The sequence below is a fragment of the Streptomyces sp. NPDC059668 genome (genome assembly GCF_042734135.1).
Taxonomy (GTDB): Bacteria; Actinomycetota; Actinomycetes; order Streptomycetales; family Streptomycetaceae; genus Streptomyces.
Genome location: NZ_JBHWEL010000028.1, coordinates 51,496 through 68,068, shown reverse-complemented (window position 1 = coordinate 68,068; position 16,573 = coordinate 51,496). Strand labels below are relative to the sequence as shown.

Annotated in this window: 9 protein-coding genes and 1 pseudogene; 5 read left to right on the top strand and 5 right to left on the bottom strand. The window is 72.4% G+C overall.

What is annotated here, in order from left to right; genetic code table 11:
* Positions 1-843 precede the first annotated feature (843 nt).
* Positions 844-4,044 (bottom strand): tetratricopeptide repeat protein, encoded by a 3,201-nt coding sequence (locus ACFV2J_RS21475; RefSeq protein ID WP_385083895.1) that lies wholly within the window; start codon positions 4,042-4,044, stop codon positions 844-846.
* Between the two features lie 165 nt (positions 4,045-4,209).
* Positions 4,210-4,330, bottom strand: a pseudogene (locus ACFV2J_RS21470) (Uma2 family endonuclease); the annotation flags it as partial.
* A 115-nt stretch (positions 4,331-4,445) separates the two neighbouring features.
* Between ACFV2J_RS21470 and ACFV2J_RS21465 the strand changes: the two are divergent.
* The 5 genes from ACFV2J_RS21465 to ACFV2J_RS21445 all read left to right on the top strand — a co-directional run bounded on the left by ACFV2J_RS21465 (position 4,446) and on the right by ACFV2J_RS21445 (position 13,414).
* Positions 4,446-6,470 carry a thioredoxin domain-containing protein gene (locus tag ACFV2J_RS21465; protein WP_385083894.1) on the top strand — a complete coding sequence of 675 codons (2,025 nt, stop codon included), beginning with the start codon at positions 4,446-4,448 and terminating at the stop codon, positions 6,468-6,470.
* Between the two features lie 191 nt (positions 6,471-6,661).
* Positions 6,662-7,915 (top strand): glycosyltransferase, encoded by a 1,254-nt coding sequence (locus ACFV2J_RS21460; protein WP_385083893.1) that lies wholly within the window; start codon positions 6,662-6,664, stop codon positions 7,913-7,915.
* A gap of 218 nt (positions 7,916-8,133) precedes the next feature.
* Entirely contained in the window at positions 8,134-9,792 is a 1,659-nt protein-coding gene (locus ACFV2J_RS21455) for an ArnT family glycosyltransferase (RefSeq protein WP_385440022.1), read from the top strand.
* Positions 9,789-11,006 carry a glycosyltransferase gene (locus ACFV2J_RS21450; RefSeq protein ID WP_385083891.1) on the top strand — a complete coding sequence of 406 codons (1,218 nt, stop codon included), beginning with the start codon at positions 9,789-9,791 and terminating at the stop codon, positions 11,004-11,006. The genes ACFV2J_RS21455 and ACFV2J_RS21450 overlap by 4 nt, the downstream gene beginning before the upstream one ends.
* Before the next feature lie 143 nt (positions 11,007-11,149).
* Entirely contained in the window at positions 11,150-13,414 is a 2,265-nt protein-coding gene (locus tag ACFV2J_RS21445; protein ID WP_385083896.1) for a galactose oxidase-like domain-containing protein, read from the top strand.
* Here the strand turns inward: ACFV2J_RS21445 and ACFV2J_RS21440 are convergent.
* Genes ACFV2J_RS21440 through ACFV2J_RS21430 form a run of 3 tightly spaced genes read right to left on the bottom strand, consistent with a single transcriptional unit; the run spans position 13,411 to position 16,367 of the window.
* Entirely contained in the window at positions 13,411-14,145 is a 735-nt protein-coding gene (locus ACFV2J_RS21440) for a Mut7-C RNAse domain-containing protein (protein WP_385083890.1), read from the bottom strand. The two genes, ACFV2J_RS21445 and ACFV2J_RS21440, sit on opposite strands and share 4 nt — an antisense overlap.
* A gap of 12 nt (positions 14,146-14,157) precedes the next feature.
* Positions 14,158-14,793, bottom strand: a complete 636-nt coding sequence (locus ACFV2J_RS21435; RefSeq protein ID WP_385083889.1) for a TetR/AcrR family transcriptional regulator — start codon at positions 14,791-14,793, stop codon at positions 14,158-14,160.
* 5 nt (positions 14,794-14,798) lie between these two features.
* A complete protein-coding gene (locus ACFV2J_RS21430; RefSeq protein WP_385083888.1) occupies positions 14,799-16,367 on the bottom strand; it encodes an MFS transporter in 1,569 nt (522 codons plus the stop codon).
* Positions 16,368-16,573: the final 206 nt, after the last annotated feature.

Below are 16,573 nucleotides of genomic sequence, written 5' to 3'. Positions count from 1 at the left end.
GACCTGCCCCTGGCGGGGTCGCTCGCCGTTCGCGTCGCATGGGCATGCCCTGGGAGGGTCGCCCGCTCTCCGCGTTGCAACGGCACGCCCTCAAGGGGATTGCCCGCACTCCGCGTGGCGTGGACCTGCCCCTGGCGGGGTCGCTCGCCGTTCGCGTCGCATGGGCATGCCCTGGGAGGGTCGCCCGCTCTCCGCGTTGCAACGGCACGCCCTCAAGGAGATTGCCCGCCCTCCGCGCGGCGCGGACCTGCCCCTGGCGGGGTCGCCCGCCGTCCACGTGGCGCGGGCACGCACCCAGCGGGGTTGCCCGCAGGTCCCGTCGCCCGGGCGTGGCGCAAGGAGGTCGCCTCGCCGTCCACGTGGCGCGGGCACGCGCCCAGCGGGGTCGCCGCCGGTCCCGTCGCACCGACACGCGTCCAGCGGGTCGCCCGCCGTCCGCGTCGCGGGGACACGGTTCCGGCGGGTCGCGCCCGTCCCGGGAACGGGCGCGCGCACGGACGCGGACGCGTGGCGCAGGTACGGACACCGGGCCGGTCCCGGAAATCGACGCGCGCACGGACGCGGACGCGTGGCGCAGGTACGGACACCGGGCCGGTCCCGGAAACCGACGCGCGCACGGACGCGGACGCGTGGCGCAGGCACGGACACCGTGCCGGTCCCGGGAACCGACACGCGTGCGGACGCGGACGCGTGGCGCAGGCACGGACACCGGGCCGGTCCCGGAAACCGACGCGCGCACGGACGCGGACACCGGGCCGGTATCCGCGTACCCGGCTTCCGCCCGCTCGTCGGTACGGACACCGGAAGCCGTCGCCCGCAGGCGCCGGACGGCGCCGGCGGGCCCTACGGCACCTTCTCGACCGGGACGCCCATGACCTCCCGGGCGTGCCGGTTAGGCACCATCCGCAGGCGCCAGGCCTGCCAGCCCGCATCCAGGTCGACCCCCCGCTCCAGCAGAAGCTGGTACGCCTCCACGTAGTCGTCGAGCTTTCCGTCGCGGGAGGGGTGGCCGGAACGGGAGAGCTGGGCCAGTTCCTCCAGGGCGACGGCGCTGCCCACTTCCAGGCCGCCCGCGGACGCGTACGGCAGCAGGGTGCATCTCAGGAACCTCGCCCAGTCCTCGCCCCGCCGGTCACCGTACGAGGCGAAGAGGCCGGCCGCCTCGTCGCACAGCGCGAGGGCCTGGGGCGTACGGGCGTTGCCGGCGTCGACCACCGCCAGTTCCAGGCACGTCCACGCCTCGCCGTGCGCCACGCCGATGCGGTGGAAGTCGGCCCGCGCGTCCACCAGCAGCTGGCGGGCGAAGCCCGAGTTGCGCAGCGAGCCGGTCTGGGCGGCGCGCTGGTCGCGGGTGACGCGGGCCGAGTGGTGGCGCGCGCACGCCAGCCCGTAGACGTCCCGCATCCGGGAGAACATCGAGCGGGAGCGCTCCAGTTCACGGACCGCCCGGTCCAGGTCGCCGGTCTCCTCCAGCGCCTGGCCCAGGTAGTACACCGTCCAGGCCTCCCCGCGCGCGTCCTCGTTCTCCCGGTGCCGGGACGCCGCCTGGCGCAGACCCGTGACCGCGGTGGACGGGTCGCCGTCGACGAGACGGGCGCGGGCCAGCTGCGTCAGCGCCCAGGCCTCGCCGCGGGCGTCGCGGGTGCGCCCGTAGAGATCGAGGGCCTCGCGCAGCTCCCGCTCCGCGCGCGGTACGTCGCCCATGCGCAGGCCCAGCTGGCCGAGCTGGAAGTGGGCCCAGGCCTCGCCGTGCACGGACTCGCCCTCGTGGTGCAGGACCAGGGCCTCGGTGAGCAGGGCCAGGGCGGTGGCGAGCCGGCCGCGGTCGCGTTCGACCGCGGCCAGCGCGTGCATCGTCCAGGCGCGGTCCGCCGCGAGGTCGGGGGAGACCTGGAGGTCCATGGCCTCCTGGAGCCTGGCCGCCGCCTCGGTGAGGTTGCCCTGGTGGTGCAGGGTGATGCCGAGGGAGCACAGGGCGCGGGCCGCGCCCGCGTCGTGGTGCGCCTCGAAGTAGAGGTTCACCACGGACGACAGGGTGGTGTGGGCCTTGTCCAGCTCGCCGAGCTGGCGGGCCGCGATACCGGTGCGCCACTGGACCGAGCGGACCAGCAGCCCCTGGTCGACCGCCTGCGTCAGCTCGCTGATCTCGCCCAGGCGGTAGAGGTCGCCGCGCAGCAGGCAGTAGTCGCACAGCGCGCCCAGGAGGTGCAGTACGGCCGCCTGGTCCACGCCCTCCGCGTGCCGCAGCGTCGCCGTGATGAAGCTCGACTCGTCGTCCAGCCAGCGCAGGGCCGCGTCGAGGGAGGTGAACCCGTGCGGGCCGAACTGGTCGGCCCGGGTGGACGTCTTGCCGTCGACCAGCCGGATCACCGAGTCCGCCAGCTCCGCGTAGTTGACGATCAGGCGTTCCTGCGCCGCCGTCCGCTCGGCGGGGTCCTCCTCGTCCAGCAGCCGCGCCTGGGCGAAGGCCCGGACGAGGTCGTGCAGGCGGTAGCGGCTGCCGCGGACATGGTCGATCAGTCCCGCCTGCGCGAGTGCCGTCAGGTGGCGGGTGGCGTCGGGTTCGTCCGTCGCGAGCAGGGACGCCGCCGCCGCGGTGCCCAGCGAGGCCCGGCCGGCCAGTGCCAGCCGGCGCAGCAGCCGCCGTGCCGCGTCGGTCTGGTCCGTGTAGCGCAGCCACAGCGCCCGCTCGACCGGTTCCACGGGCCCGTACGCCCCGAGGTCGGCGGCGAGGCCGCGCGAGGTGCGGGGGCCGAGCGAGGAACCCGCGAGGCGCAGCGCCAGCGGGAGACTGCCGCACAACTCCCGCACCTGGTCGGAGGCCTCGGCGTCGTACGGGTCCGACGCGTCCTGCGCCGCCGCGGTCAGCAGTTCCTCGGCGCCCGCCGCGTCGAGCGGCTCGACGGGGAGCTGGTGCACCCAGGCGGGCAGGTCGGCGGGCAGGTCGAGTGCGGAGCGGGCGGTGACCAGGACCAGGCTCTCCGAGCGTTCCGGGACCAGGGCGCGCACCTGTTCGGCGTCGGAGGCGTCGTCGAGCACGATGGTGACGGCCAGGCCTGTCAGGTGCTGGTGGTACAGCTCACCGAGCCGTCTGACCTGCTGGTCCGGTGAGGAGCGCTCGCGGAAGAGGAGTTGTTCGCGGGGTGCGCCGAGCCGGTTGAGGAGGTGGAGGAGGGCGTCGCGGGTGGTCAGGGGCGTCTCCTCGGTGCTGTCGCCGCGCAGGTCGACCACGCACGCGCCCCGGAACTGGTCCCGCAGGCTGTGCGCCGCCCGGATCGCGAGGGTGCTGCGGCCGGAGCCGGGCGCGCCGTGCAGCACCACCACCGTCGGTCTGGACTCCGTGCCGGCCCGTGCCGCGTGCACCCACTGGGCGATCCGCGCCAGTTCGGTCCGGCGTCCCGCGAACGGACCGGCCGGCTCCGGCAGTTGCGCGAACGACTGCTCCAGCACGCTGCGCCGGCGCGCGGCGGCGCTTTTGTCGGTGCGGCGCAGTTGCGGCGCGCCCTGTTTCGCGCCGGCGGCGGCGCTGACCACCCGCTGCTGGTCGAGGAAGGGGCGGATGCCGCGGACGTCCAGGGCGGTCAGCCACTGAAGGCGCAGCTGTTCGGGTCCGCCGGGCCGGCCGAGTGCTCCGGCCCGGCGGCTCGCGGCCGGCACGTGGGCGGCCGTCACCTTGAGCACGGTGGCCGCCGCGGCCACCACCGCGACCGTCGCTCCCGCGCCGATCGCGGTGCCCGCTCCGGTGCCCAGCGCCAGGTCCGCCGCGCAGGCCGCGACCGCCGCAACGGCCGCCACCAGCAGCGGAGTTCCGGCGCCCTCGCGGGCGTAGCGCTGTGCGAACGTCAGCCGGCCGGCGTCCGCCGCGTCGAGCGCGCGGGTGTAGGCGTCGTACTCCTCGGCGGCGGCCCGGCCCAGGGTGTCGAGTTCGGCGCGGGCCCGCGACAGGAGCACGGCCCCGTCCGTACGTCCGCCCGAGCGCCGTACCTCTTCCTCGACGGCGCGGGCCAGCAGCCGTTCGGCCTCCGCCCGGTGGCTGTCCCGCATGTCACGTCCCCCTCCGGCGGCAACTCCTTTGCGGCCCAGTGTCGTTGGTAGGAGCCGTGAGCGCGAGAGGGTGGCGATCACCGGAGAGTGGGACGCGCCCGGTGAAGTGGTGCTTCTCCGCCGTGCCGGACGGCGGGGGAGAGCGGACGCGTGCCGATCTTCCGGTCTGTTCGACACGCCGGCAGAAGGGGATGCAGGCCTTGGCGTACCGGTCCACCTTCACGATCCGGTCGGTGGTCTCCGAGCCGGGCGACACCACCTCGGCGACCAGGAGTACCGCAGGAGGCCACCGTGTCCGCCCCGTCCACCACGTGAGGGCACACAAGTGCGGTTCGGCCGGGCGAGGCAGAGCCCGTGCGGGCCTCGCCAACGGGACTGGGCATTGTGAGAGGCTGGGCCGTATGAACCGGCTGGCTGGTGTGACCTCGCCTTATCTGCTGCAGCACGCTGACAATCCGGTCGACTGGTGGCCCTGGACGCCGGAGGCTTTCGAGGAGGCGCGGCGGCGTGATGTCCCCGTTCTGCTGTCGGTCGGCTACTCGGCGTGCCACTGGTGCCATGTCATGGCGCACGAGTCCTTCGAGGACGAGGCGACGGCCGCGTATCTGAACGAGCACTTCGTGAGCGTCAAGGTGGACCGCGAGGAGCGCCCGGACGTCGACGCGGTCTACATGGAGGCCGTGCAGGCGGCCACCGGCCAGGGCGGCTGGCCCATGACCGTCTTCCTGACGCCGGAGGCCGAGCCCTTCTACTTCGGGACCTACTTCCCGCCCGCGCCCCGCCACGGCATGCCCGGCTTCCGGCAGATCCTGGAAGGCGTGCACAGCGCCTGGACCGAGCGGCGCGACGAGGTCGCCGAGGTCGCGGAGAAGATCGTGCGGGACCTCGCCGGACGCGAGATCGGTTTCGGGGACGACCGGGTGCCCGGCGAGGAGGAGCTGGCCGGGGCCCTGCTCGGCCTCACCCGGGAGTACGACGCGAGCCGCGGCGGCTTCGGCGGGGCGCCCAAGTTCCCGCCGTCCATGGTCGTGGAGTTCCTGCTCCGCCACCACGCCCGCACCGGCTCCGAGGGTGCCCTTCAGATGGCGCTGGACACCTGTGAGCGGATGGCGCGCGGCGGTATCTACGACCAGCTCGGCGGAGGGTTCGCCCGGTACTCCGTCGACCGTGAGTGGGTGGTCCCCCACTTCGAGAAGATGCTGTACGACAACGCGCTGCTCTGCCGTGTCTACGCGCACCTCTGGCGCGCCACCGGTTCCGAGCTCGCCCGCCGTGTCGCGCTGGAGACCGCCGACTTCATGGTGGGTGAACTGCGCACCGCCGAGGGCGGTTTCGCCTCCGCGCTGGACGCCGACAGCGACGACGGGACCGGCCGGCACGTCGAGGGGGCGTACTACGTGTGGACGCCGGAGCAGCTGCGCGAGGTCCTCGGGGACGACGCCGAACTCGCCGCCCGGTACTTCGGGGTGACCGCGGAGGGCACCTTCGAGGAGGGGTCCTCCGTGCTGCAACTCCCGCAGCAGGAAGGCGTCCTCGACGCCGAGAAGGCGGCCGGTGTGCGGCGTCTGCTGCTGGCCGCCCGGTCGGACCGTCCGGCGCCCGGCCGTGACGACAAGGTCGTCGCCGCGTGGAACGGGCTCGCCGTCGCCGCGCTCGCGGAGACCGGCGCCTACTTCGACCGCCCCGACCTGGTGGACGCCGCGATCGGCGCCGCCGACCTGCTCGTACGGCTGCACATGGACGACCGGGCGCGGCTGACCCGTACCAGCCGGGACGGCCGGGCCGGCGCGAACGCGGGGGTGCTGGAGGACTACGCCGACGTCGCCGAGGGCTTCCTCGCGCTGGCCTCGGTGACCGGGGAAGGTGTCTGGCTGGAGTTCGCCGGGTTCCTCCTCGACCACGTGCTCGCGCAGTTCACCGAGCCCGGCTCGGGTGCCCTCTACGACACCGCGGCCGACGCGGAGCAGCTCATCCGCCGCCCTCAGGACCCGACCGACAACGCCACGCCCTCCGGCTGGAGCGCGGCGGCCGGTGCCCTGCTGTCGTACGCGGCGCAGACCGGTTCCGAGCCTCATCGCGCCGCCGCCGAGCGGGCGTTGGGCGTCGTGAAGGCGCTCGGGCCGCGTGCCCCCCGCTTCGTCGGCTGGGGTCTGGCGGTCGCGGAGGCGCTGCTCGACGGGCCGCGCGAGATCGCGGTCGTGGGACCGGCGGACCACGCCATGACCCGGACGCTGCACCGGACGGCGCTGCTGGGCACCGCGCCGGGTGCCGTCGTCGCCGTGGGTGACGCGGAGAGTGACGAGCTGCCGCTGCTCGCCGACCGTCCGCTGGTGGACGGGGAACCTGCCGCGTACGTCTGCCGTAACTTCACCTGTGACGCCCCGACGACCGATCCCGACCGCCTCCGTACGGCCCTGAGCGGCTGAAACGGCCGATCCCCAACCGGTCCAAACGCGACCACTGTTCGATTTGTTCAGCAAGTCCTCGGAGCGTGATGAAACACGCTCTTCACCGGAAGATCCCGGGGGCTTCACAGATCGCCCATAGTCTCTGCCCCATGACGCGACGGCTGTGACGCACCGTCGCGACGGGGGATCCGGGGATCTGGGGGGATCTGTTGCTCACGTCTGTCTTCATCGCTGCCGTTTCGCTGGCCCTTTTCTGGATGGCCGCCTTCACCCTGTGGTGGCAGATGCACGCGTGGCGTACGCCCGAGGTGCTGGCTTCCACCCGCTTCAGCAGACCGGACGGCGGTGACCGGCTGGCGTTCTCGCTGCTGCTGCCGGCCCGCCACGAGCAGGCCGTGCTCGACCACACCATCCAGCGGCTGCTGGAATCGAGCCACACGGACTTCGAGATCATCGTCATCGTCGGACACGACGATCCGGAGACCGCCGAGGTCGCCCGGCGGGCCGCGGCCCGCGACGCACGGGTGCGGGTCGTCGTCGACCGGCACGAGAGGAAGAACAAGCCGAAGGCCATGAACACGGCGCTGCCGCACTGCCGCGGTGACGTCGTGGGGGTCTTCGACGCCGAGGACCAGGTGCATCCGGAGCTGCTCGCCCACGTCGACCACGCGTTCCGCACGACGGGTGCGGACGTCGTCCAGGGCGGGGTCCAGCTCATCAACTTCAACTCCAGCTGGTACAGCCTGCGCAACTGCCTGGAGTACTTCTTCTGGTTCCGCTCACGGCTCCATCTGCATGCGCAGAAAGGATTCATCCCGCTCGGCGGCAACACTGTGTTCGTCCGTACGGACGTCCTGCGGGAGGCCGACGGCTGGGACCCCGACTGTCTCGCCGAGGACTGCGACCTGGGGGTTCGCCTGTCCAGCATCGGCAAGAAGGTCGTCGTCGCCTACGACTCCGACATGGTCACCCGGGAGGAGACCCCCGGCAGTCTGATGTCGCTGCTCAAGCAGCGCACCCGCTGGAACCAGGGCTTCCTACAGGTCTACCGCAAGAAGGACTGGCAGCAACTGCCGGGCTTCGGACAGCGGTTGCTGGCCCGGTACACACTCATGACGCCGTATCTGCAGGCGGTCTCCGGTGTGGTCATCCCGCTCAACGTGGCTGTCGCGCTCTTCCTCGACGTGCCCGTCGGCATCGCCTTCATCACCTTCCTGCCGGCCGTGACCGCCCTGGTCACCTTCGTCTTCGAACTCGTCGGACTGCACGACTTCGGCAAGCAGTACGGACTCCGCGTCCGCCTCGTGCACTACCTCAAGCTCGTCGTCGGCGGCCCCTTCTATCAGGTGCTCCTCGCCGGTGCGGCCGTCCGGGCCGTGTGGCGTGAGCAAAGGGGCCGGAACGACTGGGAGTTGACCAGTCACGTCGGCGCGCACCTCACGGAAGCCGAAGTGGCCCGCTAGGCGTGTCGCGAAAGCGCCGCAGGGCCGCACGCCGGGCGACGACGGCACTGCCGGACTGACCGCAGGGCGCCGGAACCACCGGCGAGGGCCCGCGGTGACCTGGCGGTGATCAGCCCGGCGGACCGGCGTCGGTCCCGCATGCCGTGGTTCCGGGAGCCCTGCCCGCGAACGCCCCGAACCTGTCGATACGTCCAGAAAGTCCCGAGAGGACCTTCCGCGTGACCTCCACTCTTCCCGCGGCGACCGCTTCCACGGTCCCCGCGCAACGGCCCTCCGCGCCCGAGACCGTCCCCGGCCCCCCTCCGCTCCGGCGGCTGCGCACCTCGCGCGCCGACCTCGCCCTGTGCGGCGCGCTGCTGCTGGCGATCATCGCCGTGCAGGGCTGGAACATCACCGACTACCCGACCCTCAGCGACGACGAGGGCACCTATCTCGCCCAGGCCTGGGCGGTGCAGCAGGGCAAGGGCCTCGCCCACTACACGTACTGGTACGACCACCCGCCCCTCGGCTGGATCCAGATGGCGGCCCTGACCTGGATACCCGCCCACCTCAGCCCCTCGCTGATGACCGTCGGCCCGATGCGGGTGACGATGCTCGCGGTCGGCGCGGCCAGTGCCGTCCTCCTGTACGTCCTCGCGCGCCGGCTCTCGCTGCCGCGCTGGGCCGCGGGGCTGGCGATGGTCCTCTTCGGCCTCTCGCCGCTGTCCGTCGTGCTCCAGCGCGAGATCTTCCTCGACAACATCGCGGTCATGTGGACGCTGCTCGCGTTCTGCCTCGCCGCCTCCCCGAGCCGTCACCTGTGGCACCACTTCGGGGCGGGCATCGCCGCCGCGGCCGCCGTGCTCACCAAGGAGTCGATGCTCGTCATCCTCCCCGCCCTGCTGGTCACCATGTGGCGGCACGGTCACCGCGACACCCGCAAGTTCGCGCTCACCGGAGCCGTCACCGCCTGCGCCCTGATCGGCCTCGCCTATCCGCTCTTCGCCCTGCTCAAGGGCGAACTCCTGCCCGGCGCCGGCCATGTCTCGCTCTGGGACGGCATCACCTACCAGATGAGCCGCCCCGGCTCCGGCTTCATCCTCCACCCCGGCTCCGGCTCGTACGGCGTACTGCACTCCTGGCTCTACTACGACCGCGTGCTGCCCCTCGGCGGCCTCGCCGGAGCGCTGCTCCTCCTGGTCACCTGGCGCTGGTCGGTCACCGCCCGTGCCCTGGCCGGACCCGCGCTCACCGTCGCGATCCTGGCCCTGGTGGCGCTGCGCCCGGGCGGCTACCTGCCCGCGATGTACGTCATCCAGGCGCTGCCGTTCCTCGCACTGGTCCTCGCCGGATCCACCGCGAGCGTGCTCCACGCGGTGCTGCGCCGACGACGCGACACCGCGGAGAAACCCGCCCTCACCTGGGGACGGTGGGCGACGGCGACCGCGCTCGTGGCGGTGGCCGCCGGGTTCGTCCTGCCGCGCTGGTACGACGGCGACCGCACCGCCGTCACCACCGACGCCAACGCCCCCTACCGGGCGGCGGCTTCCTGGCTGAGGACCGAGGTGCCGGACCCGGCGTCCACCCGGGTCCTGGTGGACGACGCGCTCTGGCTCGACCTGGTGCACGACGGTTACCGGCCCGGACTCGGGGTCATCTGGTTCTACAAGGCGGACCTCGACCCCGCGGTGACCCGGACGATGCCGGGCGGCTGGAGGGACGTCGACTACGTCGTCGCCTCCCCGACCGTGCGGCGCGACGCGGTGGACCTGCCCAACGTCAGGGCGGCCATCGAGCACTCCACGCCGGTCGCCACCTTCGGCACGGGCGAGGACCGTATCGAGATCCGGCGGATCACCACGAGCACCACCACGTCGAGCACCGGAGGCAGTCGATGAGCAGCTTCGAGAGCACGGTCCCCGGTGAGCTGGGCGATCCGGCGGTGGGCGCGGCGGAGGTTCCCGAACCGGGCGCGGTCACCATCGTCGTACCGACCTTCAACGAGGCCGGCAACGTCCCCGAACTGCTGCGCCGGATCACCGAGTCGGTACCGGCCCGGCTGCCCTGCGAGGTGGTCTTCGTGGACGACTCCACCGACGACACCCCCGAGGTGATCGCCCGGGTCGCGCAGGACTGCCCGTTCCCGGTGACCGTGCTGCACCGCGAACAGCCCACCGGCGGCCTCGGCGGCGCGGTCGTCGAGGGACTGCGGGCGGCGACCTCCGACTGGATCGTCGTCATGGACGGCGACTTGCAGCATTCACCGTCCCTGGTACCGGAGTTGGTGGCCTCCGGCGAGCGGTCCGGCGCCGGCCTCGTGGTCGCCAGCCGCTACGTCAAGGGCGGCAGCCGCGCGGGACTGGCCGGCGGCTACCGTATCGCCGTCTCGCGCGGCGCGACCTGGCTGACCAAGACCCTCTTCCCGCGCCGGCTGCACGGCATCAGCGACCCGATGAGCGGCTTCTTCGCGATCCGCCGCAGCGCGGTCACCGCCGACGTCCTCCAGCCCCTCGGTTACAAGATCCTCCTCGAACTCGCCGTACGCAGCCGCCCCCGCCAGGTCACCGAGGTGCCCTTCGTCTTCCAGGACCGGTTCGCGGGCGAGTCCAAGTCGACCGCGCGCGAGGGCTTCCGGTTCCTGCGCCACCTGGCCGGACTGCGCACCGCCTCGCCGGTCGCCCGGATGGTCGTCTTCGGTCTGATCGGCGCCACCGGCTTCCTGCCCAACCTGCTCGGCCTGTACGCGCTCACCGCCTCCGGCCTGCACTACCTGCCGGCGGAGATCCTCGCCAACCAGCTCGGCGTCGCGTGGAACTTCCTGCTCGTCGAGCACCTGCTGTTCCGAGAACGCCGCAGGCACCGCAACCGGTGGGACCGCATGGGCCGCTTCGCCCTGCTCGCCAACGCCGACCTGGTGCTGCGCATCCCCCTGATCGCCCTGTTCGTCCGCCACTTCGGCATGGGCGCGCTGTCCGCCACGGCGCTGGCCCTGGTGACGACCTTCGTGCTGCGTTTCGCCGGCACCGAGGCGCTGGTCTATCTCCCGCGCCGCGGCCGTGAGGCCCCGGACGGAAGCCGCAGCCACGGCCGCACAGCGAGGAGAGCCGCGTGAAATTCCTGGTACGACCACGACGCGGAACCTCGCTCCTGGCCGTGGCGGGTCTCGCCGCCGGGCTGCTGCTCGTCTCGCCGCAGCCCGCCTCGGCCGCGAACCTCGTCACCAACCCGGGCTTCGAGACCGCCGGTACGGACGGCATGCCGTACTGCTGGGAGAAGTCCGGCTGGGGCGACAACGACTTCACGTTCGCCACGGTGAGCGGAGCCCACTCCGGGTCCAAGGCCATGAAGGTCACCCTGACCCGGCGCGTGGACGGCGACCGCAAGGCGCTGATCACGGAGTCCACGGCCTGCGCGCCGGTGGTCACCGCGGGCAGGCAGTACGACCTGGGCCTCTGGTACACGACGACGACCCCGGACGCCGCCCTCACCCTCTTCCGGCACGACGCGACGGCGGGCTGGCAGTACTGGACCGACCTCAAGACCCTGGACATGGCGGCGGCCTGGACCTCGGCGAGTGTCCGTACGCCCGTCGTCCCGGCCGGTACCGACCGCATCACCTGGGGCGTCTCGGTGTACGGCACCGGCTCGGCGACCACCGACGACTACACGATGGAGCAGGTCGTCGACCCGATCCCGCCGGCCACCTGCACCGGCACCGCCGACCAGTGCGCCGACGGCCGCTGGGACGTACTCCCCACCCAGAACCCGGTGCGCTCCATGCACTCCGTCGTCCTCAACAACGGCAAGGTGCTGCTGATCGCCGGGTCCGGCAACAGTGAGGAGAACTTCGAGGCGGGCACGTTCAGCAGCGCGGTCTACGACCCGGTGAACGGCACGTACAAGGTGATCCCCACGCCGAAGGACATGTTCTGCTCGGGGCACGTGCAGCTCGCCGACGGGCGGGTGCTGGTGATGAGCGGCAACAAGGCGTTCCCGGTCGCGGGCGGCCACGGCTACGAGGGGTACCGGGAGTCGTACGTCTTCGACCCCGTCACCGAGACGTACAGCAGGACGAACGACCTGAACGACGGCCACTGGTACCCGTCGGCCACCGAACTCGGCAACGGCGACGTCATCTCGTTCGGCGGACTGCGCGAGGACTCCACCGGCTCGGTGACCGCGGAGCGCTGGTCGGCGCAGCGGCAGCAGTGGCTGCCGCTCTCGCAGGTCAACCAGACCTGGTCGTACTGGGGTCTGTACCCGTCGATGATCCTGATGCAGGACGGGCGGCTCTTCTACTCGGGCAGTCACGTCTTCGGCAACGGCACCCCGGGTACCGGCTCCGCGATCTACGACTACGACGCGAACACCGTGACGGCGGTCCCGGGGCTCCGGAACAAGGACGAGCGCGACCAGTCCGCCAGCGTGCTGCTGCCCCCGGCCCAGGACCAGAAGGTCCTCACGCTCGGCGGCGGCAACATCGACTCCAACCCGGACGCGGGCCGGCTCACCGACGTCATCGACCTCAAGGCCGCGAACCCGGCGTACACGATGGGCCCCCCGATCCCGCAGGGCACCGTCGACCTCGGCAACGGCAAGGTCCCGGAGACGGGCGGCCAGGGCAAGATGTACGTCTCCGCCGTCCTGCTGCCCGACGGGAAGGTGCTGGAGACGGGCGGTGGTCTGCACAACCGTGCCGACCCCGTCCACGAGGCGTCGATCTTCGACCCGGCCACCTCCACCTTCGACCCGGTGGCCGCCGATCCCGAGGCGCGCGGCTACCACTCCTCCGCGTTCCTGCTGCCCGACGGCCGTGTGATGGCCACCGGCGACAACCCGGGCAACGGCTCCTGGAACCACGACGTGTCCCTCTACACGCCGCCCTACCTGCTCAAGGGCACCCGCCCGGCGATCACCTCCGTGATCGACGACGAGTGGGTGTACGGGGACACCCAGCGCATCACGGTCGACCGGCCCGTGGTGAAGGCGGAGCTGATCCGGCCCGCCGCGGTGACGCACTCGTCCGACCCCAACCAGCGGTTCGTGGACCTGCCGCTGAGCGTGGACGGCGACAACGTCGACCTGAACGTGACCAGCAACCCCGACATGGCGCCGCCGGGCTGGTACATGCTCTTCGCGGTCGACGCCAACGGCGTCCCGTCGGTCGCCAGGTGGGTGCATCTCCAAGGCCCGTCCGCACTGGCCACGGACACCGCCTCGGCACACGTCCACTCCTTCGCCGACTCCCTGACGGGCGCGGTCGGCAAGGGCGGCAGGAAGCGGAGTTCGCAGAAGGTCAGCACCACGATCTCCGGCTGCGACCGGCACTACGGCACCGTCAACGTCTGTGTGCCGACGGTCTTCCCGGCCGGCGTCGGGAAGGCCACGGCCCCGCGCTGCGCGTGGCTGAAGGCCAACGACTACGGCCGCCTCGAGGTCAACGGCAAGGACGACCCGCTGGGCCTCGACCCCGACCGGGACGGGGTGGCCTGCGGCGCCAAGGACGTCAAGCGGCGCTAGCTCTCGACCCGTCCGAACTCGGCGAGGGCGCGCCCCACGATGGCCTCCAGGTTCTCGTGGTGCGCGCCCCTCCAGTAGGCGCGCCCGCACTCCCGGCACTGCGCGAACACGTCGTACGACCGCTCGGTGCCGCCCTCCAGCTGCCCGGCGACCTGCTCCTTGGCGGCCTCCTCGAGCAGGCCGTTGCAGGCGGTGCAGCGGGTCCAGGGATTCAGCCCGGGTGCGAACCGGCCCAGGACGTCCCGGAGTTGGTCGTCCGGCCGGGTGCTGTAGACGAACGCGCCGGCCCACAGCTCGCGGCGGCGCAGCAGCCCCCGGTCGCGGCTGAGCATGACACGCCGCTCGGCCGCGGAGCGGGTGGCGAGGGCCGGGTCGCCGATGTCCGTGGACTCGTACGCGGCGTCGACGCCGAGCAGGCGCAGGCGGCGGGCGAGGGTGCCCAGGTGGACGTCGAGCAGGAAACGGAGCGGGGCACCGGGGACCTGCTGCGGGCGCTCGACGGGTCGTACGTGTACGGACTCGCCGGCCGCCGGGACGTGCGACACCGCGACCTCCCGCCCGTCCACGACCAGGGCGCCGACCTCGGTCAGCGGGACGCCGAGCGACTCGACGACATGGCCGAGGGTCGAGGAGCCGTCGGTGGCGACGGCGGTGGCGCCGGAACGCCGCGCGTGGGGCACGAACAGGCCCAGTTCCGGGGCGAAGGCGACAAGGATCTCCGGTCCGTTCACCCGGTCAGGATGTCACGAGCCCTTCGCCACCGGCAGGCCGTGCTCCAGGACGTCCACCGCACGGTCGACGACATCGGCGAAGTCCTCGCGGTGGCCGCCCTCGGCCCAGTACAGCGAGGTCTCCAGCAGACCTCCGATCAGCGACATCGCGAAGACGCGCACTTCGAGGCTGTCGGGATCCCGGCCGACGCGTTCACCGATCGCCCGGCACAGCAGACGGCCGGTGACGGACATGCTCTCCATCATCCGGGAGCGGACCGCGGGGATCTCGACCATCAGCCGGGTCCGCAGCCGGGTCACCTCGGGCTCCTCGGAGTTCCCGAGGCCGATGGCCTTCGTCAGCACGTACCGCAGGGAGTCGAACCACGGTTCGTCCGCCGGCCGTGCCCGCAGTTCCTCCTCCAGGAGCGTGTCGTACTCGTCCGTGAGGACGATGTCCTCCTTGGCCGGGAAGTAGCGGAAGACCGTCGAGGGGGAGACCTCGGCCGCCTCCGCGATCTGCTCGACGGTCGTCGCGTCGTATCCCTGCTCCTGGATCAGCCGGTACGTCGCCTCACGGATCGCGATCCGGGTCTTCATCTTCTTCCGCTCCCTGAGCCCCGGCTGGGTGCCCGGGGCGGTCGGGGAGCTGTGTGCGGTGGCGGCCATGACGCTCATTGTCGGGCATCGGCGGGCGTCGGAGCCATGCCGGTGTCCTCCTCGGGTGCGTGGGCGGGGGCCGGGTCGCGGTTCGGCAGGAGTGCCGCGGCGAGCAGCGCGGTGACGAGTGCCGCGATCCCGCTGACCAGCAGGACCAGGTCCATGCCGTGGAGGTAGGAGGCGTCCGCGGAGGCGGCGAGCGCGCGGTCGCCGAGCCGGGCCGCGACGACGTGGGCGCCGACCACCGAGTCCGCGGCGCTGTGCGCGGCCGCGGGGGGCAGGGCCGAGGTGTCGAGCCGGTCGGCGTACGTGCTCGCCAGCAGCGAGCCGAGCAGCGCGATACCGATCGCACTGCCCACCTGGCGCACGGTCATGAGGAGTCCCGAGCCGCTGCCGGCGCGGTCGCGGGGCAGCGCGCCGAGGGCCGCGGACATCGCGGGCACCACGGCGAAGCCGAAGCCGAGGCCGGCGATGGACAGCCACAGGGCGGTGAAGCCGTAGCCGTCGTCGACGGTCGTACGGCTGCCGAGGATCGCGGCGAAGGCGAGCGTGACCAGGCCCCCGCTGATCACGGCCCGCGCCCCGAACCGCGCCAGCAACGGCTGGGCGCCCCTGGAGGCGATGAGCAGCCCGCCCATCATCGGCAGCATCCGCACCCCGGTGGCGAACGCGTCGTGTCCGAGCACCGCCTGGAGATACGGCGGCAGTACGAACATCAGTCCGGAGAGTACGAACATGACGAGGGTCGCCGCGAGCGTGTTGAGCAGGAAGCCGCGCCGGGTGAGAAGGGAGAGGTCCAGCATCGGACGGGGGCTGCGGCGTTCGCGGAGGACGAGCAGCGTGATCAGGACGAGGGAGAGGGCGAAGAGACCGAGGATCAGCGGATCGCCCCAGCCGCGCGCCGGGGCCTCGATGATCGCGTAGATGAGGATGCTGAGGCCGGCCGCGGTGAGCGCCGTGGAGACGGTGTCGACCTTGGGCGAGGCCGGGTCGCGGGTCTCCGGGAGCAGGAAGACGCAGGCGGCGATGCCGATCGCGGCCATGGGGACGTTGACCAGGAAGACCGAGCCCCACCAGAAGTGGTCGAGCAGCCAGCCGCCGAGGATCGGGCCGAGCGGCAGGCCCAGCGCGGAGGCGGCGGAGACCGCGCCGACGGCCTTGGTGCGCTCCTCGGGTCCGAACAGCGACGGCAGGACGGCCATCGCGAGCGGCATCACGAGCGCGCCGCCGACACCCATCAGCGCGCGGGCGACGATCAGCGGCGTGACGTCGTCCACCAGCGCGCCCACCAGGGAGCCGGCCAGGAAGACGCCGAGGCCGGTGATGAGCATCCGGCGCCGTCCGAAGCGGTCGCCCAGCAGGCCGGCCGGGAGCATCAGCGCGGCGAAGACGACGACGTAGGCGTCCGCCGTCCACTGCTGTTCGCCGGTGCTCGCGTCCAGGTCACGGGCCATCGTCGGCAGTGCCACGTTGAGGATCGTCATGTCGAAGCCGAGCACGAGCATGCTCGCGACCAGGGCCCCCAGGGCCCACCAGCGGCGGGGGTCGCGCCCCACGGCGTCGTTCTGAGTGAGAGTCACCATGAAATGAGAGTAACTCTCAAAAGATGGATACTGTCAACAGGGTGTGACTGTCAGCGTGCCGGGCCGGTGCTCGGCGTCAGGGTCCGGGCATGCCGAAGGGGCGCGGGGGGGGGGCACCCTGCCCGGGGGGGGGCGGTGAAGGCGTGGGTGGGTTAGGGGGGGGTTTCGGCGGGGGTGGGAAACGGGTGTGTGTGACCCCACCCGTA